This window comes from Gardnerella rara (genome assembly GCF_055452355.1).
Genome location: NZ_JBVBJP010000003.1, coordinates 191,353 through 214,548, shown reverse-complemented (window position 1 = coordinate 214,548; position 23,196 = coordinate 191,353). Strand labels below are relative to the sequence as shown.

At 45.2% G+C, this 23,196-nt stretch carries 15 protein-coding genes and 1 tRNA gene; 7 read left to right on the top strand and 9 right to left on the bottom strand.

Going from position 1 to position 23,196, the window contains the following annotated elements; all coding sequences use genetic code 11:
• Positions 1-301: 301 nt before the first annotated feature.
• Entirely contained in the window at positions 302-1,672 is a 1,371-nt protein-coding gene (locus ACZ0NX_RS04080; RefSeq protein WP_464405667.1) for an MFS transporter, read from the bottom strand.
• A gap of 626 nt (positions 1,673-2,298) precedes the next feature.
• Here ACZ0NX_RS04080 and ACZ0NX_RS04075 point away from each other — a divergent pair.
• From ACZ0NX_RS04075 to pepN, 3 genes are all read left to right on the top strand, one after another.
• Positions 2,299-2,442 carry a hypothetical protein gene (locus ACZ0NX_RS04075; protein ID WP_081090992.1) on the top strand — a complete coding sequence of 48 codons (144 nt, stop codon included), beginning with the start codon at positions 2,299-2,301 and terminating at the stop codon, positions 2,440-2,442.
• Between the two features lie 242 nt (positions 2,443-2,684).
• Positions 2,685-4,640, top strand: coding sequence for a ribonuclease J (locus ACZ0NX_RS04070; protein WP_464405665.1), 1,956 nt, complete (start codon positions 2,685-2,687; stop codon positions 4,638-4,640).
• A 117-nt stretch (positions 4,641-4,757) separates the two neighbouring features.
• Positions 4,758-7,376, top strand: coding sequence for an aminopeptidase N (pepN, locus tag ACZ0NX_RS04065; protein ID WP_464405663.1), 2,619 nt, complete (start codon positions 4,758-4,760; stop codon positions 7,374-7,376).
• A 695-nt stretch (positions 7,377-8,071) separates the two neighbouring features.
• Here pepN and ACZ0NX_RS04060 read toward each other — a convergent pair.
• Positions 8,072-12,076 (bottom strand): coiled-coil domain-containing protein, encoded by a 4,005-nt coding sequence (locus tag ACZ0NX_RS04060; protein ID WP_464405661.1) that lies wholly within the window; start codon positions 12,074-12,076, stop codon positions 8,072-8,074.
• A 377-nt stretch (positions 12,077-12,453) separates the two neighbouring features.
• Between ACZ0NX_RS04060 and ACZ0NX_RS04055 the strand changes: the two genes are divergently transcribed.
• From ACZ0NX_RS04055 to ACZ0NX_RS04045, 3 genes are all read left to right on the top strand, one after another.
• The gene (locus ACZ0NX_RS04055; protein ID WP_415689675.1) at positions 12,454-14,034 is read left to right on the top strand and encodes an aminopeptidase P family protein; all 1,581 of its coding nucleotides are present in this window, start codon (positions 12,454-12,456) and stop codon (positions 14,032-14,034) included.
• Positions 14,035-14,342: 308 nt separating this feature from the next.
• A complete protein-coding gene (locus tag ACZ0NX_RS04050) occupies positions 14,343-15,239 on the top strand; it encodes a carbohydrate kinase family protein (RefSeq protein WP_415695971.1) in 897 nt (298 codons plus the stop codon).
• Positions 15,240-15,251: 12 nt separating this feature from the next.
• Positions 15,252-15,551: a hypothetical protein gene (locus tag ACZ0NX_RS04045; RefSeq protein ID WP_464405659.1), complete on the top strand. Its 300-nt coding sequence runs from the start codon at positions 15,252-15,254 to the stop codon at positions 15,549-15,551.
• Between the two features lie 91 nt (positions 15,552-15,642).
• Here ACZ0NX_RS04045 and ACZ0NX_RS04040 read toward each other — a convergent pair.
• Both ACZ0NX_RS04040 and ACZ0NX_RS04035 read right to left on the bottom strand, forming a co-directional pair.
• Positions 15,643-15,716, bottom strand: a tRNA-Ile gene (locus tag ACZ0NX_RS04040).
• A gap of 146 nt (positions 15,717-15,862) precedes the next feature.
• A complete protein-coding gene (locus ACZ0NX_RS04035; RefSeq protein WP_060787184.1) occupies positions 15,863-16,546 on the bottom strand; it encodes an ECF transporter S component in 684 nt (227 codons plus the stop codon).
• Between the two features lie 337 nt (positions 16,547-16,883).
• Here ACZ0NX_RS04035 and ACZ0NX_RS04030 point away from each other — a divergent pair, with 337 nt between their 5' ends.
• Positions 16,884-18,338 (top strand): bifunctional folylpolyglutamate synthase/dihydrofolate synthase, encoded by a 1,455-nt coding sequence (locus ACZ0NX_RS04030; protein ID WP_464405657.1) that lies wholly within the window; start codon positions 16,884-16,886, stop codon positions 18,336-18,338.
• Positions 18,339-18,395: 57 nt separating this feature from the next.
• Here the strand turns inward: ACZ0NX_RS04030 and ACZ0NX_RS04025 are convergent, their stop codons facing one another.
• From ACZ0NX_RS04025 to gap, 5 genes are all read right to left on the bottom strand, one after another.
• On the bottom strand, positions 18,396-20,186 hold the full coding sequence (locus ACZ0NX_RS04025) for a UDP-N-acetylmuramoyl-L-alanyl-D-glutamate--2,6-diaminopimelate ligase (RefSeq protein ID WP_464405655.1): 1,791 nt from the start codon (positions 20,184-20,186) through the stop codon (positions 18,396-18,398).
• 65 nt (positions 20,187-20,251) lie between these two features.
• Positions 20,252-21,022 (bottom strand): exonuclease domain-containing protein, encoded by a 771-nt coding sequence (locus ACZ0NX_RS04020; RefSeq protein ID WP_415695974.1) that lies wholly within the window; start codon positions 21,020-21,022, stop codon positions 20,252-20,254.
• 184 nt (positions 21,023-21,206) lie between these two features.
• Positions 21,207-21,281, bottom strand: a complete 75-nt coding sequence (locus ACZ0NX_RS04015; protein WP_369803150.1) for a 50S ribosomal protein bL37 — start codon at positions 21,279-21,281, stop codon at positions 21,207-21,209.
• Positions 21,282-21,350: 69 nt separating this feature from the next.
• Positions 21,351-21,851 (bottom strand): Cys-tRNA(Pro) deacylase, encoded by a 501-nt coding sequence (ybaK, locus tag ACZ0NX_RS04010; protein ID WP_060787180.1) that lies wholly within the window; start codon positions 21,849-21,851, stop codon positions 21,351-21,353.
• A gap of 121 nt (positions 21,852-21,972) precedes the next feature.
• Positions 21,973-23,028, bottom strand: a complete 1,056-nt coding sequence (gene gap / locus ACZ0NX_RS04005) for a type I glyceraldehyde-3-phosphate dehydrogenase (RefSeq protein WP_415695975.1) — start codon at positions 23,026-23,028, stop codon at positions 21,973-21,975.
• Positions 23,029-23,196 lie beyond the last annotated feature (168 nt).

Sequence of the window (23,196 nt, the reverse complement as noted above, 5' to 3'; positions counted from 1 at the left end):
TGTCTCACAACGCTCCGCCTATTACGTGTAGTCTGTTGTTGCGGTTGTTCCGATTTGGCTTTGATTTTGTTTTTGGTTGAAGTTTGTTTGTAGGGTGAATCATTGGATTATTTGGTATCGGCTGCCGCTCTTATACTGTTCGACCAAGAATCACCCAGCCCTCTTGCATGCTTGAACAATTGCGTATCGCTAGTCGCCTGAGATTCTCGATTTTTCTTGCTGCTTCAGCGAATCACCATTTCATGCTGAGGTTCGCTTCATCCGCTGCGAAAAATCTCGAATCTCTACCTAGTTTGCGCTATTAATCGCGCTTGCGCGTTACAATAATCCATCCAATTGACGCGATTGGAATAGCAATAAGCGTAGAAATCCACGGAACCATCATTCCGCCATGCGAACTCCACGCGTCAATCGCAAAGCCTGCAACCATTGATCCAAGAGAAGCTCCGACTGCAGATGCTGTTGGCAGCCAAGATAATCCTTCGGTAAGCGAATGCTCTGGAATTGTGTCTTTAACAATAAGATTTCCAGTTGCAAAAATAGGAGAAACGCATAGTCCGCTTAAAAGCTCAAAAATGCTTAGAAGCACAAGTCTATCTATGTTAATGTTCATAAGAATAAAGCCAACAGTAAGCAGGCTTAGAAACACGATTAGGTGCGACCAGTTAGATCCGCGGAATTTATGCGAGCCAAAAATAACGGCTCCAACTAAAGACCCGCATGCGAATAGTGCAAGTTGCAAACCAATTAAAGTGTCTAATCCTTGCGCGCGCATTGCTGCCGTAACGGATACGTCAAAAGCGCTAAAACTCATGTTAAAAACAAGGAACATAATAACAAGCGGTATGATTCCGCGGTAAAGAAGCACGTTTTTTGGCTTGTTTTTGCGATTTGTGTTCCTTAGCTGTTTTAGTGAAAGTTTGTCGATAAGCTTTGTTGCGTTATTGCTTTTCTGTACATCTTCGCTTTGATCGCTTATTGCATTTTGAACGTCTTCGTCGCTTGCGGGAGCTGTTTCTACTTGTACGATTTTAACAACCGCTGGCTGCGTGTTTTTAAGCGACAAGAACCATGCTCCGCCTAGTCCGCTTGCTAGAACTGGCACAAAAAGCTGCGATACAGGGTGAACGCTAGTGGCAAGCCATGCCGCAAGAATTGGCCCGAAAATAAACACAATCTCGTCTATTCCAGATTCCAGCGCGTATGCAACATTTAGCAGCGTGTCGTCGCTTTGATTTTTAAGCGTGTATGCCCAGCGCGTTCTAACAAGCGCGCCGAATGCAAACTGCGTAACGCCCATTAAAATTGCAAGCGCAAACAGTATTGGCAGTGGTATGTGAAAAAGTGCGGCTGTTGCAAAAGACAGCATGCATATAACTTGCGCACTTAGGGCGATTACACCCACTTTTCGCTGGCCGAATCTGTCAAAAAGCTTTGCGTATAATGGCGTTACGGCTGCTTGCGATAGCACGTATGCGGCGCTCATTGTGCCCGCAATCGTCCAATTGTTGTAAATGTGGTTTAAAGCTAGAACAATTCCTAGGCCCATCATCGAAATAGGCAGCCTTGCTATTGCTCCAGATATGCAAAACGCTCGTGTTCCTTCAAATGAGAACAATCTTACGTAGTTTGACATAGGCGAAGACTTTGGCTGCGCCGATTGCGATGACATATTCACTTCCCTTAAAATTTATACCGTTTAACGTTTTTAATATGATTGTTTTTGAGTGTCTTTCCAGTTTACAGTATGGCGTCAAAGTTTGCCGATGTTGTTTTGTTTTGCCTGGAAATGTACGTAAATTGGGCTAATTATTGCCGAGCTTAGACCGCGCGAGTGATTTTCTCTATTTGTTGTTGCGCGAGGTTTGAGTATTTCTCTCCTCGCAAGTGACGCGCACTTTTGCGGATAGTTTATGAATGTTAATATTCTAGGGTTTTAGGTTTTAGGATGGCGCTATTTATTGCTCGTAGAGAAATACATCAAACCTTCTGGATATCTAGAACAATTGCGTGGTTTTTATCGCCGAGATTCTCGATTTTTCTTGCTACTTCAGCGAATCACCACCTTCGGCGCTGAGGTTCGCTTCATCCGCTGCGAAAAATCTCGAATCTCTACCTAGCTTGGCGTAACCTACGTAATCTTGTAACGCGCGAGCGAAGACAGGTCGTCGCGAGCGCGAATTAGTTGCGTTATTGCAATGTGATTGTTTTTTTAAGATTATTTTTTGCGATTATCTTTTGACAAAAAGTATTGTAGAATTGATTTATAGATTTCAAATAAAACGGGAAGGCAAATCAATGTTTGGTTCACTTATTTATTCAGCTTCGGGATTGGCGAGTATTCAATCTGGTTCTGCAATAGTTGGCTCCTTGATTTTTGCAATCGTGGTAGTTCTTATTGGTCTTGGAATTAAAATTTGGAAAAAATACGGCAAGCACTAAAATCAGCCTAATATTTCCACTAATATTTCACTAATATTTTTCACTAGCACTTTCTGTTAGACACTTTCTGCTAGATATTTTCTGTTAGATATTTACGGATAAAAGATAAATATTTGCCGTTACAGATAAATGTTTGCTGTTAAACATTAGCTGTTAATTATTCGTCATTAAATTTTTATTGCACGCGCGCAAGTCGCAGTTTTTGTGTGATTCCGTTGAGGCTTAACGATACAATAAAGTAGATGAGTGATACAACGACGCAATTGACGGATGAGATTCTTGCAGAGATTGTAGACTCTGTAAAAATTCCTCAATCCGCAGAGATAAACAATAAAAAGTCAACAAAAACTGTGAAAAAAGAAAATAAAACTACGAATAAAAATACAAAAACTAAAAAAACTAAAGACGCTGAATTGCATAAGGTGAGTAGGGCATCTAAGGGGTTTAAAGCGGTTAAAAGTTCTAAGACTACTTACAATGCGCTTCCACCAGTGGTAAATGATCAGCGAGAGGGCGCGCTTGTTGCGCCTCCAAAGTATCGCAAGGGGTCAATGCGAATCGTTCCGCTTGGTGGTTTGGGTGAAATTGGCCGAAATATGAACGTTATTGAATATAATGGTCATATTTTGCTTATAGATTGTGGTGTTTTGTTCCCAGAAGAAGAGCAGCCAGGCGTAGACCTGATTCTTCCAGACTTCCACTACATTCAAAACAGACTAGACAAAGTAGATGCGCTAGTTTTAACTCACGGCCACGAAGACCACATTGGCGGCGTGCCATATTTGCTTAAAATGCGCCCAGATATTCCGCTAATCGGCTCTAAGCTTACTCTTGCGTTTGTTGAAGCAAAGTGCGAAGAACACAAGATTAAGCCAAAAACAATTCAGGTAGAAGGCCGCGCAAAGCTAAAAGTTGGCCCGTACAATCTGGAGTTTATTAGCGTAACGCACTCGATTCCAGACGCTCTTGCAGTGTGTGTAAAAACGCCAGCTGGAACGATTATAGACACGGGAGATATTAAGCTAGATCAGCTTCCATTAGACCATAGAATCACAGACTTGGTTGAATTTGGAAAGCTTGGCGAGCAGGGGATTGACCTATTAATGGCAGATTCTACTAACGCCGAGGTTCCAGGTTTTGTTAAGCCAGAAACTTCGATTGGCCCAGCTTTGGATCAGGCGTTTGCTAACGCATCTCGCAAGATAATCGTAGCAAGCTTCTCCAGCCACGTTCACCGCGTTCAGCAAGTGGTGGATGCTGCACACAAGTATGGCAGAAAAGTGGTGTTTGTTGGGCGCTCAATGGTCAGAAATATGTCTATTGCGGCCGATCTTGGCTACTTGCATATTCCAGAAAATACTGTTGTAGATTTAAAGCAAGCAAAAGATATTCAAGACGACAAGCTTGTGTATATGTGCACAGGATCTCAAGGCGAGCCGATGGCAGCACTTGGGCGAATCGCAGACGGAATACACAAAGATATTACGGTAAACGAGTTTGATACCGTTATTCTTGCAAGCTCTTTAATTCCAGGAAACGAGCACGAAGTTTACAAGGTTATTAACAAGCTTGTGCAGATGGGCGCTCGCGTAATCAACAAAGACAATGCTGCGATTCACGTATCTGGTCATTGCAACGAGGGCGAGTTGCTTTACTTGTACAACATTGTTAAGCCAAAGTGCGCTATGCCAATCCACGGAGAACACAGGCATCTTGTTGCAAACGGTTTAATTGCTGTTAAAACGGGCGTGGATCCTAAGAATGTTGTTTTGGCAGAAGATGGCGATGTTGTGGACTTGTACCACGGAAACGCCGCTGTTGTTGGCTCTGTTCCATGCGGATACGTGTATGTTGACGGCGATTCCGTTGGCGAGCTTACCGACGAAGAGCTGGAAAAGCGCAGAATCCTTGGCACGGAAGGCTTTGTGTCTAGCTTTGTAGTGGTAAATACCGATAGCGCAGACGTTGTAACGGGGCCAAAGATTTACTTGAATGCTGTTGCAGAAGATGAGTCTGATTTTGAAAAAGTTCGATCTCAGATTGTTTTCCAGCTTCAAGATGCCATGATGCACGGCGAGAAAGACACGCACAAGCTTCAGCAGATTATGCGAAGAACGCTTGGAAGTTGGATTGCGCGCGCGCTGCGTAGGAAGCCAATGATTGTGCCAGTTGTTGCGGATCTTGCGCAAAAGGATTAGTCAAGCGATTAGTCTGCGATTAGTCTGCGATTAGTCAAAACTAATCAAGAATCAGCAAAATAGTCAAAAATATAAAAAAATATAAGAAAAAATATAAGAAGATATAAGGAAGTTAATATGCCAGGAGCAAATCTGACTCGCGTAGAAGCTGCGGAGCGTTTTAGCGCTATCCAAATGCCAATTCACTACACTGTTGCACTTGATTTAGGCAAGGGCGGCCGTGATTTTAAGTCGCACACAAAGATTGAGTTTGGTGCAAAAGATGGTGGAACAAGCTTCCTCGATTTGATTGCAAACAGCGTTGAATCCGTGGTGCTTAATGGCGTTTCTCTTGACGTTTCTAAGGTTTTTGCAGATAGTCGCATCGAGCTTGCCAATTTAAACGCGCAAAACACAGTAGAAGTCGTAGCAAATTGCCAGTATTCCAACACGGGCGAAGGCTTGCACAGAAGCGTGGATCCTTCCGACGGCAACGTTTACCTTTACACGCAATTTGAGGTGCCAGATGCTCGCCGTGTTTACGCAGTGTTTGACCAGCCAGATTTGAAGGCTGTTTTTGACTTTAGTGTAGACGCTCCAGAAAGTTGGATTGTAACTTCCAACATGCCAGTAGTCAGCGAAACTGCGATTGAAGGCCGCAAGACGGAAGATGGCACTTTGGAAAATGGCGCTGTAGAAGGCATGAAGCGCTGGGTGTTTGAGTCAACTCCAAAAATGAGCTCCTACTTAACTGCGATTTGCGCAGGCCCTTACGCCGAGTGGCACACGTCTTACAACAACGAAGACGGCCGCGTAGTTCCAATGGCAATGTACTGCCGCCAAGCACTTAAAGACGCGTTTGCAAAAGACGTTGACTACTTATTTGACATTACAAAGAAGGGGTTTGCCTTCTACGCTAAGACTTGGGGAGTGCCATATCCGTACGCAAAGTACGATCAGATTTACGTGCCAGAATATAACGCTGGAGCTATGGAAAACATTGGTATGGTTACAATTCGAGACCAGTACGTGTTTGAATCCAAAGTTACGGACGCATACGCTGAACGCCGCGTTGTAACAGTTTTGCACGAGCTTGCGCACATGTGGTTTGGCGACTACGTAACCATGAAGTGGTGGAACGACTTGTGGCTTAACGAGTCTTTTGCTGAGTTTACGTCTACGCTTGCAACGGCTGAAGCAACCGAATGGCACGACGCTTGGAGCACGTTTAACTCTGGCGAAAAAAGCTGGGCGCTTAATCAAGATCAGCTTCCAACAACGCACCCAATCGTGGCTCCAATCAACGATTTGAACGACACCTCCGTCAACTTCGACGGCATTACCTACGCAAAGGGCGCTTCCGTTTTGAAGCAACTTGTGGCGTATGTTGGCCGAGAAAAGTTCTTTGAAGGAATTCACAACTACTTGAGCAAGCACGCTTATAGCAACGCAACTTTGGCCGATTTGTTGCACGAGTTAGAGCTTACAAGCGGTCGCGATCTTAAGGCTTGGAGCGCTCAGTGGCTTGAAAAAGCTGGAATTAACACGATTAGCACAGAAGTCGAAGAGGCTGGCGACGGCACTGGTACGATTGCTTCTTTGCGTTTGCGTCAAAGCGCCCCAGTTGAGCATCCTGTTTTGCGTGCGCATCGCTTGGCTGTTGGATTCTACAATGTGGACGAAGCAACTGGCGAAATTGTGCGCACAAAGCGAATCGAACTAGATGTTGACGGCGAAGTGACGGAAGTTGCGGAAGCGCGTGGATTAAAAAGGCCTGCGCTTATTCTTGTAAACGACGACGATTTAACGTACACAAAGCTGCGATTTGACGCAAAGTCGCTTGAGTTTGCTGCAGAAAATCTTTATCGCTTTAAGGATTCTTTGACGCGCTCGCTTATTTGGCTCGCATTGTGGGATATGACTCGCGACGCAGAATTCCCAGCAGAACGATTTGTGGAACTTAGCCTTAAGGCCTTGGCAACAGAGCGCGAATCTACGACTTTCCGCTATGCTCTTGGTCAAGTAAAGGTGACTGCAAGCCACTACGTGGTTCCTGAGCGCCAAGCGCAAGTTGCAAAGCATGTGGCTCACGAACTCTGGCAGTTGGCTTTGGCGGCTAACGCTGGCTCGGACGAACAGTTCCAGCTGCTAAAGGCTTATCTTGGTTACGGCGAAGTTGGAGATAGCGAGTTTGTGCAAATCGCTAACGGACTTCTTGACGGTTCTGTGCGCTTAGAAGGCTTGGAAATCGACAACGACTTGCGTTGGAGCATTTTGATTGCGCTCGCAGGCGTGAATGCTTTGGACGAAGCTGGAATCGATGCGGAACTCGCCAAGCGCGACACTACCGAGAATCGCGAATATGCTTACCAGGCTCGCGCGGCTCGTGCAACTGCAGAAGCTAAGGATTGGGCTTTTGAACAGGCTTTGCGTAATCTCGATTTGACTAATATGCAGATGGGTGCTGTTGTTGCTGGATTTGCAAGCACCGCTAAAGGCGATTTGGTTAAGCCTTACGTTAAGCGCTACTTTGCGGAAGTTGAGTGGATTTGGAAGAATCGCACATTCCACATGGCAGAAACTTTGATTGAAGGCTTGTATCCAAATTATGCAAATGTAGACGAGTTGGTTGAGAGTGGGCAGCGCTGGCTTGATGAGCATAAGGATGCGGATCAGGCTTTGCGCCGCATGGTGCTTGGCAAGCTGGATTCTTCTCGCCGCACGCTTAAAGTGCAGCATTACAACGCTTCGCTTTAGTTTTTTGCTTGTTACTGTTTGAAGTAAAGAATTAAAACCGCGGTTTGGATTTTTCCTTGCCGCGGTTTTTGTTGTTTTTGGCTGATTTTCGTTACATTTGCATCTTTGATGAGACAAATATAACGCAAGTGTAGCGCGCTTAAATCGCGCGAACGATTTTCCTCGCTTGGTGTTGTAGGAGGGCTGGCTAATTCTGCGTTCGCGCGGATTAGCCGCGTTTGTAGCTCTAATCGTCGTGTTTAGCTACAAAGTGCGGAAAAGATTGACGGGTTTTGTACGTGATTTGGCTCAAATTTGGTACAAAGTGCGGAGTTGTTTGACGGGTTTTGTACGTGATTTAGGTGTAATTTGGTACAAAATGCGCGGGCGCGACGACCTGCCTTCGAGCTTAGAGCGTAGCGCGAGAAGGCAATTTGGGGCGCTGAGCAGCTCAAAGCAGAAGCACTGCTTCTGCGCTGCGAAGATGTGAGCGCGGCTAATCCGCGCGAGCGATTTTCCCGAAAATGTAGCTCTAATCGGCGTGTTGAGCTACAAAGTGCGGAGTTGTTTGACGGGTTTTGTACGTGATTTAGGCGTAATTTGGTACAAAATGCGGAGATGGTTGACGGGTTTTGTTGTTGATAGATACAAAAACCGCGGCAGACGAGTCGGTGAAGACTGGTCAACCGCGGTTTTTATTTGTTATTTAGTTTTGATTACGCGCGACGATGGCGAGCTAAGTAGGTGCCGCCTCCGATTACTGCGATTCCTGCAACAACAGTCGCTAGAGCCGCAACAACCTTAAGCGTAACGCTGTTGGATGCGCTTTGTGCTCCGTTTTGTGCGCCGTCTGCCGCCTGAGCGCTCTTGGACTCATCCTTGGACTCATCCTTAGACTTGCTCTTTGCGGAATCTTTAGCAGCATTCTTAGAGGACTCGCTCTTAGCGTCATCCTTCTTAGCCTCGTCTGCCTTGGCAGCGTTCTTGGCTGCAGCCTTAGCTCCCGCCACTAGTGCCGCAGCGATGCGATTGGCGCTAGATGCGCTAAGAGTGTTAGCGTGCGCGCCGCCTGCAACATTATTTGCCGCAACGCCATTAGCATTCTGAGCGTTAGCGCCGTTAGCACCGTTTGCACTCTGCGATTGTGCAGCTGGAACAGCAGCGTGGAATCCGAGTTGCTCGCTGCCGAACAAGTTGTTTGCGTATCCTGCAAGATACTTGCTGTACCAGTTGCTGCTGCTGTAGTCCGAGCTGCCAACGTAGTCGCTGCCAGATGCTTCGCCAGGCTCTTCAACAGACGCAGAGCCAGAGCCAGGCGTTGTGTCTTCGATGCTTGGAGCAGGAGATGGGGCTGGCTCTGGAGCTGGAGCTGGTGGTTCTGGAGCTGGCTCTGGAAAAGCGGGAAGCGTACTAGCAGCAGTATTCAATGCTGAAACTGACTCATTAAGAGTAGTTACGTATCCGTTTAATTCCTCCTGCATAGTCTGGAATCGCTTAGTTGCAGCAAGGAACTTGGCACTGTATGTTTTCTGAGTCTCTTTAGGCAGCTTCTTGATTATCTCGTTAAACTTAGTTTCAACAGCCTTAACAGTCTTTTGTACTGCTTCAACCTTAGCTTTGGCGGCTTTAAGAGTCTGCTGTGCTTTCTCAACATTAGCCTGAGCAGCCTTAACAGTCTTTTTGGCTGCCTTAACAGCCTCAATCTTTTCGGAAACAGCAGCTTTAGCTTTATTTAATTCAGTAGCTCTTTCAGATGCTGTTTGCCGAGCTTTTTCAAGATCTTTGCTAATTTGAGTCTGCTTTTTGGTTGCCTCGTCAAACTTGCCTTGAGCATCGTCAATCTTAGTCTGAGCATCTGCAGACTTTTGAGCTTCAGACTTGATTGTTTTATCTAAGTCAGCAATCTTAGCATTAAGATTCTCAACATTCTTCTGCGCAGCCTTAAGCGCTTCATCTGCTTGTTTCTTAGCTGCTTCTGCCTTTTGAACCGCCTCAGTTGTTGACTTTACATTAGCATCAGCGTTCTTAACAGCATCAGCCAAAGTGGTATTAATCTCAGTTTGCTTATTGGTGGCATTCTGTCGCACCTGCGTAGCTTCGGTCTGCTTCTGCTGTGCGGTAGTTTGAAGACCATCTAGCTCAGTTTTAAGATTCTGCAGCTCTTTATTAAGCTCAGCAATCTTTGCTCGTTTTTGCTCATCGCTCTGGGTCTGTGCCTGCTGAACCTTAGCGTTCTCCTGCTCATACTTCTGCTGAGCCTCAGTCGCCTTGTTGTCCAAGTCGTGGTATTTTTCTAGAGCCTCATGCTTAGTCTTGTTTGCTTTTCGAAGTTCATCTTTAGCATTGTTAAACTCCATCTGAGCTTCAAGAACCTTTTGGCTTAACTTGGTTACGCTGTTTTCTGCAAGAGTATCAGTCTTGCTTTCTTCTGTAATAACCTCGTAAGTTTTTTGGAATAAAGCTTTATCTGCTTTGTTCTCTGCGGCTGCTAAATCAGCTAAATCGCGAGCATTGCTTGGCTCCAGTTTCTTTGCGCCATCATCTGTAACCTTAGCTATGTAATCGGTTAAAAGCTTGTTATAGTCTTTTGCACTAATGCTCTTTTCGGAGTTGCCATGCCACACAGCAACATCGTAAATAAGCCTTGTGTTGTCTACATCTATGGCTGTATCTGCTTCTGCAAAGCCTGCAGCCGTATTGTCTCTAGCAATAAAATTCAGATAGTGGCCAACGACTTCACCAAATGCCTCCCGAACTTTGTTATTAGAGTCATTTTCGAATAATTGAGGAGCGTTACTAGTGTCATCGGGTTTAGTAGTGCCAGTGTAATTAGTAAAATCATACCTGTGATTCTGCAAGAACGTTTTACCGGCATTGGTTAAAGTATATGTCGTGTTTTTATAAGTCCAGGAACCATTTTTAATGGCATTGTCGTATATATCTTTTTCTGCATAATACCAGCCATCCATAGCGTTAAACTTACTTGTAGCGTGTATTGGTTTATTAGAATCTGTGTTAGATTCTATGCTAAAGCTGCCGTCGCCCCTTGCTCTATTAGGATTATCTCCGTCGAATTCACCCCACGCAAGGTTTTCGTCTGAATCAGAATATGCGTGAGACTTTAGCTGATCTTTAGAGTTCTTGTCTACGCCATGCTCCCAATCAAAATTAGCCGCGTGATCTTGAATCGTAGAAGAATAGAAGGAGTGAATTATGCTCTCTGCAATAAGGCTTAAGCGAACTCCAACAGTAGGAAGACCAGCATTTTCTTCTGAGCGAACCCTATTAAGAGCTGCATAATATGTAGCCGCTTCTTTAAGATTTTGCAAGGAATCAGGCCCTCCAACGCGATGCAGTTTCTTTAAGTAAGCCGCCCAAATAGGAGCCTTTGCTGGTTCTGTTCCTGAACTATATTTGTGGTTCTCAACTTCAATTATTCTTTCTGTAGGAGTAAAAGTTTTACCTTTAATTATATCTTGAGCGCGCTTAGCGTCTGCAATAAGGTCGGCGTTACCTTCATTTCCTTTTGCGGTTTCTGTTTCAATTACATACTCCAAGAAGCCTTCAAAGCCCCTCTCAACATCTGGGTCGAGCCTATCTGTGTATGCTTGCTCGTAATTTTTGCTTGCGTTTCCAGCAGCGTCGTCAAGCAATTTAATGTTCTTTTTATAAGACTCGTTATTATGAAGAGCGTCTTCTGCTGCTGTTAACGCCTTCTCCTTATTCGTTGCAACAGTGTTTTTGGAGCTAGCTTCAGCAGCTGCATTATCTGACTCAGTCTTGGCTTTTTCTGCAGTCTCTTTAGCCTTAGTTGCGGCAGTCTTAAGCGCCTGCAGCTGCTCATTTGTTGCAGCGGTTCCTGGTTGTTCAAGAGCCTTTTTAGCGGCTTCCTTTTGGTTTATCTCGTCCTGCTTATTTTTTACAGCCTCATTTGCCGCTGTCTGAGCCTGCTCGGCTTGTTTTGCTTGTTCTTCTAGCTGTTTTTTATCAATCTCAGCTTGTGCAAGCTTGCCCTGTTCGGCTTTTAGCTTTTCTTCGGCGGCTTTTTGATTGTCAGTTTCTGTTGTTACTTTATTTTCGGCATTTTCTAGAGTTTGCTTATCTTTTTCAACTTCGCCTTGAGCATCCTTTTTATCTTGCTCAGCTTTGGTCTTATCTTTTTCTGCCTGACCTTTAGCGTCGTCGGCAGCTTGCTTCTCGGCTTGTTCTTTTTCTAAAGCAGCCTTCTTTTTGTCAACATCTTTGTTGGCTTCATCTAGTTTGCCTTGCTCAGTGGCAACGTCTTGCTCCGCCTGGTCTTTAGCGGTTTGAGCCTGCTTTTCTTTACCTGTAGCGTTCGTGTACTCATCATTTGCTTTTGTTGCATCTTTTTTAGCATCATCAGCATCAATTTGAGCTCGTCCAACAGCATCATGCGCTTCTTTTACAGTTGTAGCTGCATCCTCTGCCTGTTTATTGGCATCTTCAAGTGCTTGCTGAGCGCTAGCATTTGCTTTCTTTTGATCGGATGTAAAGTTGCTATCGTCAATCTTATTATCTGCTGAATCCGGCTGAGAAGTGCCTCCCTGACCGCTCTGACCACCAGCTGGCTTAACAACAGGCGTCGTCGTTGGCTGCGTTGGTGTCGTCTCAGTGGTTTGCGCGTTTGCAACGCCCGCCATTGCGAATAATGCAAGGGAACTAGCGCCTAAAGATATTGCTGCTGCGAGTTTAGCGTTCATGATTAGCTTCTCCTCTTGTTGGTGGTGAATCGCAGTTTTTAGTGTTTGCAAGAATTGTTGAATACCGCAATGTTTTGCGATTAAGCGTCTCGCTGTCATTGCGATTTTCTCTTTAACCTTGCTTCTTCGGATTATTATAATCTGCTACGGGGGGGGGTATCAAGTTTTTTAGCAATCTTACCAAATAACTATGGATTAATTTTTATGCAGCGTGTTTATTTTAAAAAATACTAAAACCATGTGCAGCGTAGAAATTCAATAGCGATTTTTAATGTACATTCCTAATAAGAAAATAGGGAAATGTAAACTGAATCTAGGTTGATTAAGATTAAGTTGATTAAAGATTAAAATCAAGGAGTCGCAAGATGGCAGAAGATATGCATCAATCAACGCCAACAATACATGGCGAGCAACTAAACGCGGATGGCACGCAAAAAGCGCAAGACCGCGTAAACAATCGATCTTTGCGCCCAAACAGCGATTCCTTTAAAGAGTTTATGACTAGCGGCTGGGATAATCAGGAGCCTCAAATCGAACCGCTTGAATCTTCGAAATACACGCCAGCGCGTCTAGAGGCGCTTGGCAAGCGATTCCCAGGCGAACGCCTTGTTATTCCAGCAGGCCAGCCAAAAGTGCGCAATAATGATTGCGACTACGCTTTTAGGCCAGATACGACTTTTGCATATTACACTGGCTTGGGTCAGGATTACGAGGCTGGCGCGGTGCTTGTGCTTGAGCCAGTGCAACCAGGTAGCGACGAGGAAGCAGCTGGCAAAACTCATGTTCCGCAGCTTTTTGTGGCCCCTCGCGCAGACAATAGCACTGCTGCGTTCTACAAAGATCCGCACTACGGCGAATACTGGGTTGGCCCTCGCGCAGGACTCAAAGAGCTTAAGGCTATGACTGGCATTGAAACGCGAGACATTGCGGAGCTTGACGACGCGCTTGCAAAAAACGTTAGCGACGATAATAGCGCTGCCGAAAGCGTGCGCGTGCGAATTGTGCGCGAGTCGGATGCCGATTTAACAGCGCGCGTAGATGCGCTAAGGGAAGCAAGCGGATTTAGCGACGAAGATGCAAACATTGCTGCCGACGACAAGCTGCACGAAGTGGCCGCCGAAGCGCGAATGCTTAAAGATGCTTACGAGATTGGCGAAATGCGCAAGGCTATTGCTGCTACAAAGTTAGGCTTTGACCGCATGCTTACGCGTTTGCCTCAAGCTTTGGGTAAGGAGCATTCTGAGCGCATGATTGAAGGCGCTTTTAATTCCGTTGCGCGTGAAGTTGGCAACGAAGTTGGCTACGATACAATTGTTGCTTCTGGCAAGCACGCTCCAATTTTGCACTGGATGCGCAACACGGGTGTGGTTTCTAGCGGTGATCTTCTTTTGATTGATGCAGGCGTAGAAGTCAATAGCCTTTACACGGCAGATATTACGCGAACTTTCCCAACCAATGGCAAGTTTACGGATTTGCAAAAGAAGCTTTACCAGTGCGTTCTCGATGCTCAGCAGGCTGGTTTTGAGGCGGCTAAGCCAGGCGCCACTTACAGCGACATTCATCACGCTTGCATGCGCGTACTTGCGGAGCATTTGCACGAGTGGGGTATTCTAAAGGTTAGCGTTGAAGAATCGCTTTCGCCGCAAGGTCAGCAGCATCGCCGTTGGCATGCTTGCGGTGTTGCTCACCACTTGGGTCTAGATGTTCACGATTGCGCTCAAGCTCGCTACGAGGCGTATCAGGGTGCGAAGATTACTCCAGGAATGATTTTTACAATCGAGCCTGGCCTGTACTTTGCTGCCAATGATCTTATGCTTCCGCCAGAAATGCGCGGAATCGGAATCCGTATTGAAGACGATGTTTTGATGACGGAGAATGGTCCTGAATGGCTTTCTATTGATATTCCTAAGCAAATCGAAGATGTTGAAGCTTGGATGGCTCAGCGCGCTGCTAAGTAGTGTGCTGCTATCTAAACGGATTATCTAGAATCATTTAGTATTATCTAGGATTATTTAGGATTATTTAGAATCATCTAAGACTATCTAAATTAATTATCTAATCTTTACGCAATAATGTTGTTATAGCACTTAGTTGTTATAACAACATTACTTTATTGCGGTTTATGTGGCTTATGTGCTACATATGCTCTATATGTTTCATGCGTTTTATACATTTATGTGTTTTATGCATTTATGTGACTTGTTGCAATAAAGATGTTGATTAACGAGTCGCAGCCAAAATCATCGATACTCTCGAAAGGAATACAATGACTAAGCCAATCGTTCTTTCACTTGGAGAATTACTGTGGGATTTGCTTCCCCAAGGAAAACGAGTTGGAGGTGCTCCAGCAAACTTTGCGTACCATGCGCAGTGCAATGGTGCAGAAAGCTACGTTATTAGTGCTGTTGGAGAAGATTCTCTTGGCAATGAACTTGTTGAAGAAGTTGAAAAAGCAGGGATTGAGCACGTTATTCAGCGCAATGCTTGGCCAACTAGTACGGTAGATGTTTCGCTTAGAAATGGCATTCCAGAGTACACGATTGTGCGAAACATTGCGTGGGATCATATTGTTTATACGCGTGAACTTGTGGACCTTGTTAGCAAAGCAGACGCGATTTGCTTTGGCACGCTTAGCTTAAGATCGCAAGAAACGCACGATACTGTTTTGGAGCTTTTAAAGCACACCAAGCCAAACGCCATGAAGTTCTTCGATATAAACATTCGTAGCGATCATTATTCAAAGGATTTGATTGACGCTCTTCTTAAAGAGGCAACTGTTTTTAAGCTTAACGATTCCGAGCTGCTTCTTCTTAGAGATATGTTTAATATTCGCGAAACTTCCGACAATGAGGCTTGCAAATGGTTCCAGGCGCGCTACGGTTTAGATTACGTGATTTTGACTGGCGGATCTACTTTTAGCGCAATCTTTACTAAGGATGGCGAAAGCTCTACCTATCCAACTCCTCATGTGGAAGTTAACGATACGGTTGGCGCTGGCGATTCATTCTCTGGCACTTTTGCTGCAAGGATTTTGGCTGGCGATTCGCTTAAAGACGCGCATCGTGCTGCAATCAACACTGCTGCGTACGTTTGCACTCAGGCGGGCGCGTGGCCAGAGTACCCGAGCGAAATCCCAGACTATCTTTCTAAAGCGGGGCTGTAGAAAGGTATGCTCATGACTGATTTTGTTTGGGACGATAATAAGGCTAAGCATTATGATGGCAAAGAATCCAAGCAGATGATTCAAGCAATGTTTATGCGCGCAGCAGATGATGCGCCAGACATTGATACTGCTGTGAGGCTCCTAAGAGCTGGAAGGCCGAGAGTAGAGGAAAAACGAGAACAGACTGTTGCGATTAATGCACGATTCCCTCAATCATGGACTGATTGGATTGATGAACAAGCTAAGAAATTAGGAATTAATCGCAGTCAAGTTATTCGAGATACTTTCTACCGCGGTATGCAAAGAATATAAACAAAAAGCTTCAACTTGTAAGATGAATTAGGTAATTCCTAGAATCAAACGAGTTGAAGCTTTTTTGTACGTCATTAAGGCGATTGCTTTGTGGGGCCTCAGGGGCTTGAACCCTGGACCGACGGATTATGAGTCCGTTGCTCTAACCGACTGAGCTAAAGCCCCACGCTAACAAAGTTAGCAACGACCAGATTAGCACACACCCATAAACGTTTAACACGCTACGATTAGCTAGATGTTTAGCGCTCTGTTTAGCGCGCAAAGTGCATGGGTGTATGCAAGGCAAGTCGCAAGCAGCTTTAGAGCAAAACTTACGCCACTACTTCTTGGTCTCTTCCAGAGGCAAAATTGCTCAAAACTCCAGTCTTACGAACAGCAACGAACAAAAGCCAAGGAACAATGCCTGCAATCACAAAGCCGCTTATAAGCTCGCAAATCATGTGAATTGTAAGATAGTTTGCGCTCTTGCCCTGGTAAACCACAAACATTAGGTAAATACCATATTCCAGCGCGGTAAGTGTGCCAGAAATTACGCTTAAAGTAAGATTGTACTTTTTGTAGCGAGCGATGGCAAAAGGAATCTCGCTAAACACGGCTTGCAATGCAGCAGAAGCCAAAACCATAAACGCGGAGAATTGCTGGCCAAGAATGTTCTCAAACACGGCGCCAACAACGTTTACGTAAATCGCAGCACCAGGCTTGCGGATTAAAAGCAGCGCAAGTGGGCCAGAAAGGTACCAAACGCCGTGCAAAATGCTGCCAAAACCAGGCAAAATTGTGCGCAAAATAGGGGAGATTTGAGAGAAGAATATGATTGTAAAGCCCCAGTAGATTACGCCAAACAAGGCAGCCAGAGCAGCGCCGAGAGATATGTCTGCAACGCGCCATTTAAGGCTTGCGATTGTTGTTGGGGCAGGATCCGCGTTTTCGCGGGCCTTATCGGTTATTGGGGTTGTTGTATTGCTTTCGGACTCGTTGTCTAGAATATCACTCATTAGTGTTCCTAACTGTTGATTGCTGCGCATTGTAATTTCTTTAAGCGTTCCTCGACCTACGCAGCCTGGGCAGAAACGCCAACGTGTACTTTACCATCTAAGAGCCATAAACACGCCTTTTTTGCGCAAATTTTGTGTGATTTGTAGCATTTTTGACTATTGCAGAAATTTATAACGCGCTATAAAACCGATTATTCAACGCAAACGCTATTTCCGCATTTTGTACCACGACACGCCGTAAATCAGGTACAAAACACTACGGTTATTAATCTAGATAGTTGGAAAAATGAGCGAAAACGTAAATCCGAAAACGTAAATCAAAAATAGGGGAGCCAAAATGTCGATGGAACATCCAAATCGCAGCAATGAGCGAATTGTTGACGTTGAGCGAGATATTATGAGCCGCGCTCCAGAGCATAATAAAACGAATCTTGATTTAGATAGAATGCGCTTAATCCTTGATATTTTGGGGCATCCAGAGCAGTCGATGCATGTGATTCACATTACTGGCACTAATGGCAAAGGTTCCACGGCGCGCATGGCGGAGGCGATTTGCCGCGCGTACGGTTTGCGCACAGGTCTTTACACTTCGCCGCATTTGCAACGCGTAAACGAGCGAATTATGATTGACGGCCAAGAAATTAGCGATGACCAGTTTGTTGATGTGTTTGATCAAATGAAAGACATTATAGACATGGTTGACGCTCGCATGGACGCCGAGGGCAAGCCGCGCATGAGCTTTTTTGAAGTGCTTACGGCTATGGCGATTTGGGCTTTTGCCGACGCTCCTGTAGATGTTGCCGTGATGGAAGTTGGCATGGGTGGCGAATGGGACGCCACTAATGTTGTGAACGCGGATGCTGCGATTATTGGCCCTGTAGACATGGATCACATGCAATGGCTTGGCAACACGGTTGAAGAGATTGCGCGCACAAAGGCTGGCATTATTAAGCCAAATTGCACTGTGATTTTGGGGCCGCAGCCACACGAATCGCAAGTTTTGCCGATTATTCAAGAGGTGGCAAATCGCAATAATGCCAAGCTTTTACGCGACTTTAGTGACGGCAGTGGCGAGTTAGAGGTTGTTTCGCGCATGCCAGCTGTTGGCGGGCAAGTGGCCACTTTGCGAACTCCAAATGGCGTTTATACGGATGTTCCGATTGACAAGTTTGGTGTGCATCAGTCGCATAATGCGTTGGCGGCGCTTGCTGCTGCGGAGGTTGTTCTGCCTGTAAATGGCGCTTTAGACGGCGATTTGGTTGCCGAGGCTTTGAGCCAAGTTAAGGTTCCGGGCCGCATTGAGCAAGTTCGTACTTCTCCAACGATTATTATTGACGGCGGTCACAATGTTAACGCTGCCGAGTCGCTCCGTAAAACAATCGAAGAAAACTATAATTTTGAGCAGCTTATTGGCGTTGTGGCAATGATGGCAGATAAGCAAGTTGAAGAATACTTGGGTGTGCTTGAGCCGATTTTAACTAAGATTATTGTTACGCGTAACTCTTGGCGAGACCGCGTTATGGACCCTAAAGACCTAGAGAAGATTGCGATTGGCGTGTTTGGTAAAGATCGCGTGATTCGCGTTGACGATCTTCCAGACGCTATTCAAACGGCAGTGAATCTTGTTGATGAAGACGATGAGCTTGGAGTGGGGTATGGTCACGGAGTGCTGATTTGCGGCAGCTTTGTTACCGCAGGTGATGCGCGCACCATGCTGATTGAGCGCGTTAATCCAGACTTAAAGAAGCCAAAAGATCAACGCGCTAACATTCATCCAAATCTTGCGGAATGACTTTAGACTTTAGCTGCGGATTGACTTTAGCACAAATTGACTTTAGCCAAAGAGGCGTTAGCTAAAGAGGCGCTTAATAACAAGCGAATCGCTTTCGTAAGGAACGTGCTTGTTGTTGTGCTTAATCCAGCGCTCATCGCCCTTTCCAATAATGAGGATTACGTTTAATAAATCGCTATCTTCATCGCGTTTGCTTTGCTCGCCGCGCTTTCTAGCTTCGTTTACGCTGTGCTCAATCGCCTGCGTTCTATCGATTATTATTTGCGATTTAACGCCTGGGTTTGTTATGCAAGATTTCATGTCGTTGCAAATATCCATTGGATCTTCGGTGTTTGTGTCTTCGATTGTAAACACAAACTCGTCGATTCGATTTTGCGCAGCTTGAACAATCTCTTTGCGTCTATCGTAAGCTTTGTTTCCAGCAGACCCCGTAACAAGAGTAGTGTATAAACTCTGGCTTGCGTATTTTTCTTCAACAAAGTCCAGTAGCGCCTTTACAGAAACGTAATTATGCGCGTAGTCAACTATTGCGATTGTGTTGGATTTTGGATCCTCAAAAATCTCCATGCGTCCTGGAATTTCAACGTTTTCAATCGCGTGCAATGCGTCAATATTGTTGATTAAATCTGTTTGCGCGTTTTGTGCGATTGCAATTGCCGCAAGTGCATTTTCGTAGTTAAAGTCGCCTGCGATTTTTAGGTTGAATCTGTCTATTGTGTTGTATTCAGGAATATCTTGATCTTTGAAATTGGTAATATCGCCTCCCAAAACCGCAATACAATGTTCTGACGTATTTTGCGTATTTTGCGTACTTTGCGCACCTTGCGATTCTTGCAATTCTGGTACCGCTATATACTTTGGCAAAACAAGCTCAGGGTACTTTGCGCTGTTTTCGTAAGGGTGAATATCGCAATGATTGCTGCATTCTGGGCAATCGCAAGTGTTTTCGTCTATTTCTTCTCTGTGGATTCTTGAAAAAGTTGTGACTTTTACGCCATTTTGATCTGCATCTTGAATAATCAAATCCGCATGTGCGCAATCCGCATTAAGCACAAGTGCATCCGTATTTTTTACGATTTGACGCTTGCAATACAAATAATCTTCAAAAGTTGGGTGTTCGATTGGGCTTATGTGGTCTGGGCTAATGTTCAAAAATGCCGCAACATTAAAGTGCAATCCATGCACGCGGTTAACTTTGTACGCCTGCGAAGAAACTTCCATAACAAGGTATTTCATGCCATTTTCTACGGCCTGGCTCATCATTCTAAACGCGTCTAGGCTTTCTGGCGTAGTCAAGTCCGACTCAACATATGTTTTACCGTCTAAGCAATTGTCTACCGAAGAGAATAGCGCCGCTTTGCCATTAGAATGTGCGTTCAAAATAGCATGAGTAAAGTATGCTGTGGTTGTTTTGCCTTTTGTTCCCGTAATTCCAATAGTCGTAAGCTTTTCTTGCGGGTTGCCAAAGAATGCTGCCGAAAGCACGCTCATTGCTTTTCGAACGTCTGTTACAATCAGCCCAACTGCATTGGTGTAATCCGAGTAGCAATCTTGTGAAACATAAGCAGTTAAGCCGTTTTTATCCGCGTCTTTAAGATATTCTGGCTTAAAATTGCCCTTAATAAAAAGCAGCGTGTTTGGCTTAATATCGCGCGAATCGTACGTTATGTGGCTGTACGGATTTGTGTGGTTATCAAAATCTCTAGCATCTATTGACCAAGTTTGGTCGTGTTCGTGCGTTAAATCGTCATGTTTTTGTGTGCTTTTATTTTGTATTATTTCGCGCAAAAGATTTTGATTCAATAAAATATTGCTTGCTTCGTCTAGAGATAATTTTTGTAAAGGCATTTTGATTTTCCGTGTTGATTTTCCGTGTTGTTTAGTGATGTTGTTTAGTCGCGTATCGCTAGTAATTACAGCCAGCTTCCTTCGCCAGCTGGTCTTCCTTTAGACTTAAGCCAGTTATCAAAGCTTATTTTCCATTTTGCGTAAGCTTCCCGCTGCCAGGCCATAATCTCGCATAGCTTAAGATTTGCAACATTTTCGTGCAGCTCGCTTATTGGTTTAATTAGATCCACGGCAGCAACAGTGTCGGCTGTAGCGTCGTGAAAATCGCCAATCGGCTCCACTGCGTAAAACTGCGTTGTGTACGTAAGAGTGCGTTTACCTGTGCGCTTAGAAACAGCGCGGTCTATAACAAGCGGGTCTACAACAAGCATTTCGCCGCCGTTAACCGTGCTTTTTTGGCGATTTTGCAAAGGCTCAAGACTCCACCTTTGTAAATCATGACTTAACATTTTAACGTCAAAAGGAGCGTTGTATGCAAGAAGTGGAATATTTTTGCTTTGCGCAAGGCTAATGGCACTTCCAAGCAACTCAATCTCTTGCGTTGGATCTCCTCCGTTTTCTTGCAAAAACTCGTCTGTAAAGCCGTTTACTTCGCTTGCTTTAGGGTTGATTGGCTTATGCGGGTTTACAAGCCACGTTGCAATAACGTCATTGTTATGCCCGAGCGCTGGGTCTCTAAGAACAAGCGTTGCGGAGCAGATTGAATCGCTGCCAACAATCGCGCCCGTTGTTTCTGTGTCGAAACCAAGCAGCATTGATTTGCACAGTGTTGTGTTTGAATCTTGCTGCGGTGCTTTTTCTAGTGCTTCTAGCAACTCATCTATGTTCTTTGCCATGCAATAATCCTAGAATGCAGCGCAGACCCCTTAAGAGTTATTTGATGTTATTTATATTTGATGTTATTTAAGTGTTGATAAAACAAAACCCACGGCAATAAATCCGTGGGTTTTTAGTTACAAATTTATACGCAAATCAAACGTATTAAGCATTTGCATTAAGCGTTCGCATTAAGCGTCTGCATTAAGCATTTGGCCTTTTGCCGTGATTTGCTGCCTTTTTGCGGCGAGCCTTGCGCTTGCGTCCACGCATACCCATAATAAACTCCTAACAATTAAAATGAACAACCTTAGGGATTATCGCACGTTGCCGCGACGTTTACTAGCTTTAGGCTAGAATGTTTGCCACAGTTGCATTAAGCAAGTTAACAAGGTCATTTGGATTTAAGACAACGTCAAGACCGCGTTTTCCGCCAGAAACAAGGATTTCATCAAAGTGCATAACGCTAGCGTCCAACACAGTTTCGTGGTGCGTGCGCTGGCCAAATGGGCTGATTCCGCCAACCACGTATCCGCTTTCGCGCTGAGCTACGTCTGGGCTTGTCATGCTGGCTTTCTTTGCATTTACTGCGCTCGCAATTGCCTTCATGCTTAAGCGGCCATTTACTGGCACAATACCAACTACGCGCTTTTCTCCCGTATCTACCATAAGTGTTTTGCAAACTTGCTCTGCGTTTACGCCTAATTTTTGCGCTGCTTCCATGCCGTAGCCGTCATCCATGTGGTCTGCATCGTGCTCGTAGTCAACAACGCGGAATGTGATTCCAGCGTTTTCTAACTGTGCTATTGCTGGCGTTGCTTTTCCTGTTGCAGCATGCTTTTTACTCATCTAAATCCCCTATGCAAATGCTTTGCGAAAACCCCCTGCGATGAAGCACCGCAAGGGGTTTGTAGCCTTTTAGGCTTATTTCGCCTTATTTAGCTATTAGCTTTATTGTATCTCGCTAACTTCACTCAGAAATCTCAGCAAAGTAGAGCAAGGTACGAATCATGTTAGCGGTAAAGCCGTACTCGTTGTCGTAGAAGGTAACGGTACGAGCCAAGGTTACGCCGTCAACAGTGTTAACATCGGTCTGAGTTGGATCGAAAACGCCACCGTGGGTGTCGCCAATAATGTCGGAAGACACAATGCTATCGGCGTTGTAGCCAAAGTAATCGCAGTTTTCGAATGCCTTCTTAAAGGCTTCGTTGATTTCTTCGGTGGTTGCTGGCTTCTCGAGAACGGTGGTTAACTCGGTAACAGATCCATCTGGAACCTGAATACGCTGAGCGTGACCCTGAAGCTTGCCGTTAACCTCTGGAACAACCTTGCCGATTGCCTTAGCAGCACCAGTGGAGTGCTCGATTGTGTTGCAAGCAGCAGAACGGTTGTTACGTGGCTTGGAGCCGCGTGGGCCGTCAAGAATCATCTGGGTGCCAGTGTAAGCGTGGATAGTGGTCATAAAGCCAGACTTAATTCCCCAGTTATCTTGCAAAAGCTTAACCATTGCAGCCATGGAGTTGGTGGTGCAGGAGCCAGCGGAAACAATGTTATCGGTTGGCTTTAAGATCTCTTGGTTTACACCGAACACAACGGTTGGAGTGGTTTCATCTTTAGCAGGAGCGGAGATAAGAACCTTCTTAGCGCCAGCGTTCAAGTGAGCCTGGGACTTTTCTGCAGAAGTGTAGAAGCCGGTGCATTCGAGCACGAACTCAACGCCATCGTTCTTAACCCATGGAATGTTGTTTGCGTCTTTTTCGGCGTAAACCTTGTAGGTCTTGCCGTCTACAACGATTGCGTCTTCGGTGGAGGTAACCTCGACTGGAGTGCCATCGTCGTGGCGGAAAGTGCCATGAGTGCTGTCGTACTTAAGCAAGTAAGCAAGCATTGAAGGAGTGGTCAAATCGTTGATGGCTGCGACTTCGATATCGCCAGCTTGACCGCCACGAGCCTGAAGCTCAAAAATACGACGGAATGCCAAACGGCCGATACGTCCAAAGCCGTTAATACCAATCTTGACTGTCATTTGGGATCTCCCTTGAGTGAAACCTTAACGCACGGTTTTTGCGATTTTTCGCGATTCTTAACAATACGTTTTTGGTCTTCGTTATTAAACTAACGTGTCCATTTTAATGTGCGGTATGTACTACGCTAGTGCATCATTTTGTACTACACTTGCGTAGCATTTTGGCCT

Bases quoted from the DNA above. Each gene is read 5' to 3' on its own strand.
- ACZ0NX_RS04080 (WP_464405667.1), bottom strand. From the start codon at position 1,672: ATGTCATCGCAATCGGCGCAGCCAAAGTCTTCGCCTATGTCAAACTAC.
- ACZ0NX_RS04075 (WP_081090992.1), top strand. From the start codon at position 2,299: ATGTTTGGTTCACTTATTTATTCAGCTTCGGGATTGGCGAGTATTCAA.
- ACZ0NX_RS04070 (WP_464405665.1), top strand. From the start codon at position 2,685: ATGAGTGATACAACGACGCAATTGACGGATGAGATTCTTGCAGAGATT.
- pepN (WP_464405663.1), top strand. From the start codon at position 4,758: ATGCCAGGAGCAAATCTGACTCGCGTAGAAGCTGCGGAGCGTTTTAGC.
- ACZ0NX_RS04060 (WP_464405661.1), bottom strand. From the start codon at position 12,076: ATGAACGCTAAACTCGCAGCAGCAATATCTTTAGGCGCTAGTTCCCTT.
- ACZ0NX_RS04055 (WP_415689675.1), top strand. From the start codon at position 12,454: ATGCATCAATCAACGCCAACAATACATGGCGAGCAACTAAACGCGGAT.
- ACZ0NX_RS04050 (WP_415695971.1), top strand. From the start codon at position 14,343: ATGACTAAGCCAATCGTTCTTTCACTTGGAGAATTACTGTGGGATTTG.
- ACZ0NX_RS04045 (WP_464405659.1), top strand. From the start codon at position 15,252: ATGACTGATTTTGTTTGGGACGATAATAAGGCTAAGCATTATGATGGC.
- ACZ0NX_RS04035 (WP_060787184.1), bottom strand. From the start codon at position 16,546: ATGAGTGATATTCTAGACAACGAGTCCGAAAGCAATACAACAACCCCA.
- ACZ0NX_RS04030 (WP_464405657.1), top strand. From the start codon at position 16,884: ATGTCGATGGAACATCCAAATCGCAGCAATGAGCGAATTGTTGACGTT.
- ACZ0NX_RS04025 (WP_464405655.1), bottom strand. From the start codon at position 20,186: ATGCCTTTACAAAAATTATCTCTAGACGAAGCAAGCAATATTTTATTG.
- ACZ0NX_RS04020 (WP_415695974.1), bottom strand. From the start codon at position 21,022: ATGGCAAAGAACATAGATGAGTTGCTAGAAGCACTAGAAAAAGCACCG.
- ybaK (WP_060787180.1), bottom strand. From the start codon at position 21,851: ATGAGTAAAAAGCATGCTGCAACAGGAAAAGCAACGCCAGCAATAGCA.
- gap (WP_415695975.1), bottom strand. From the start codon at position 23,028: ATGACAGTCAAGATTGGTATTAACGGCTTTGGACGTATCGGCCGTTTG.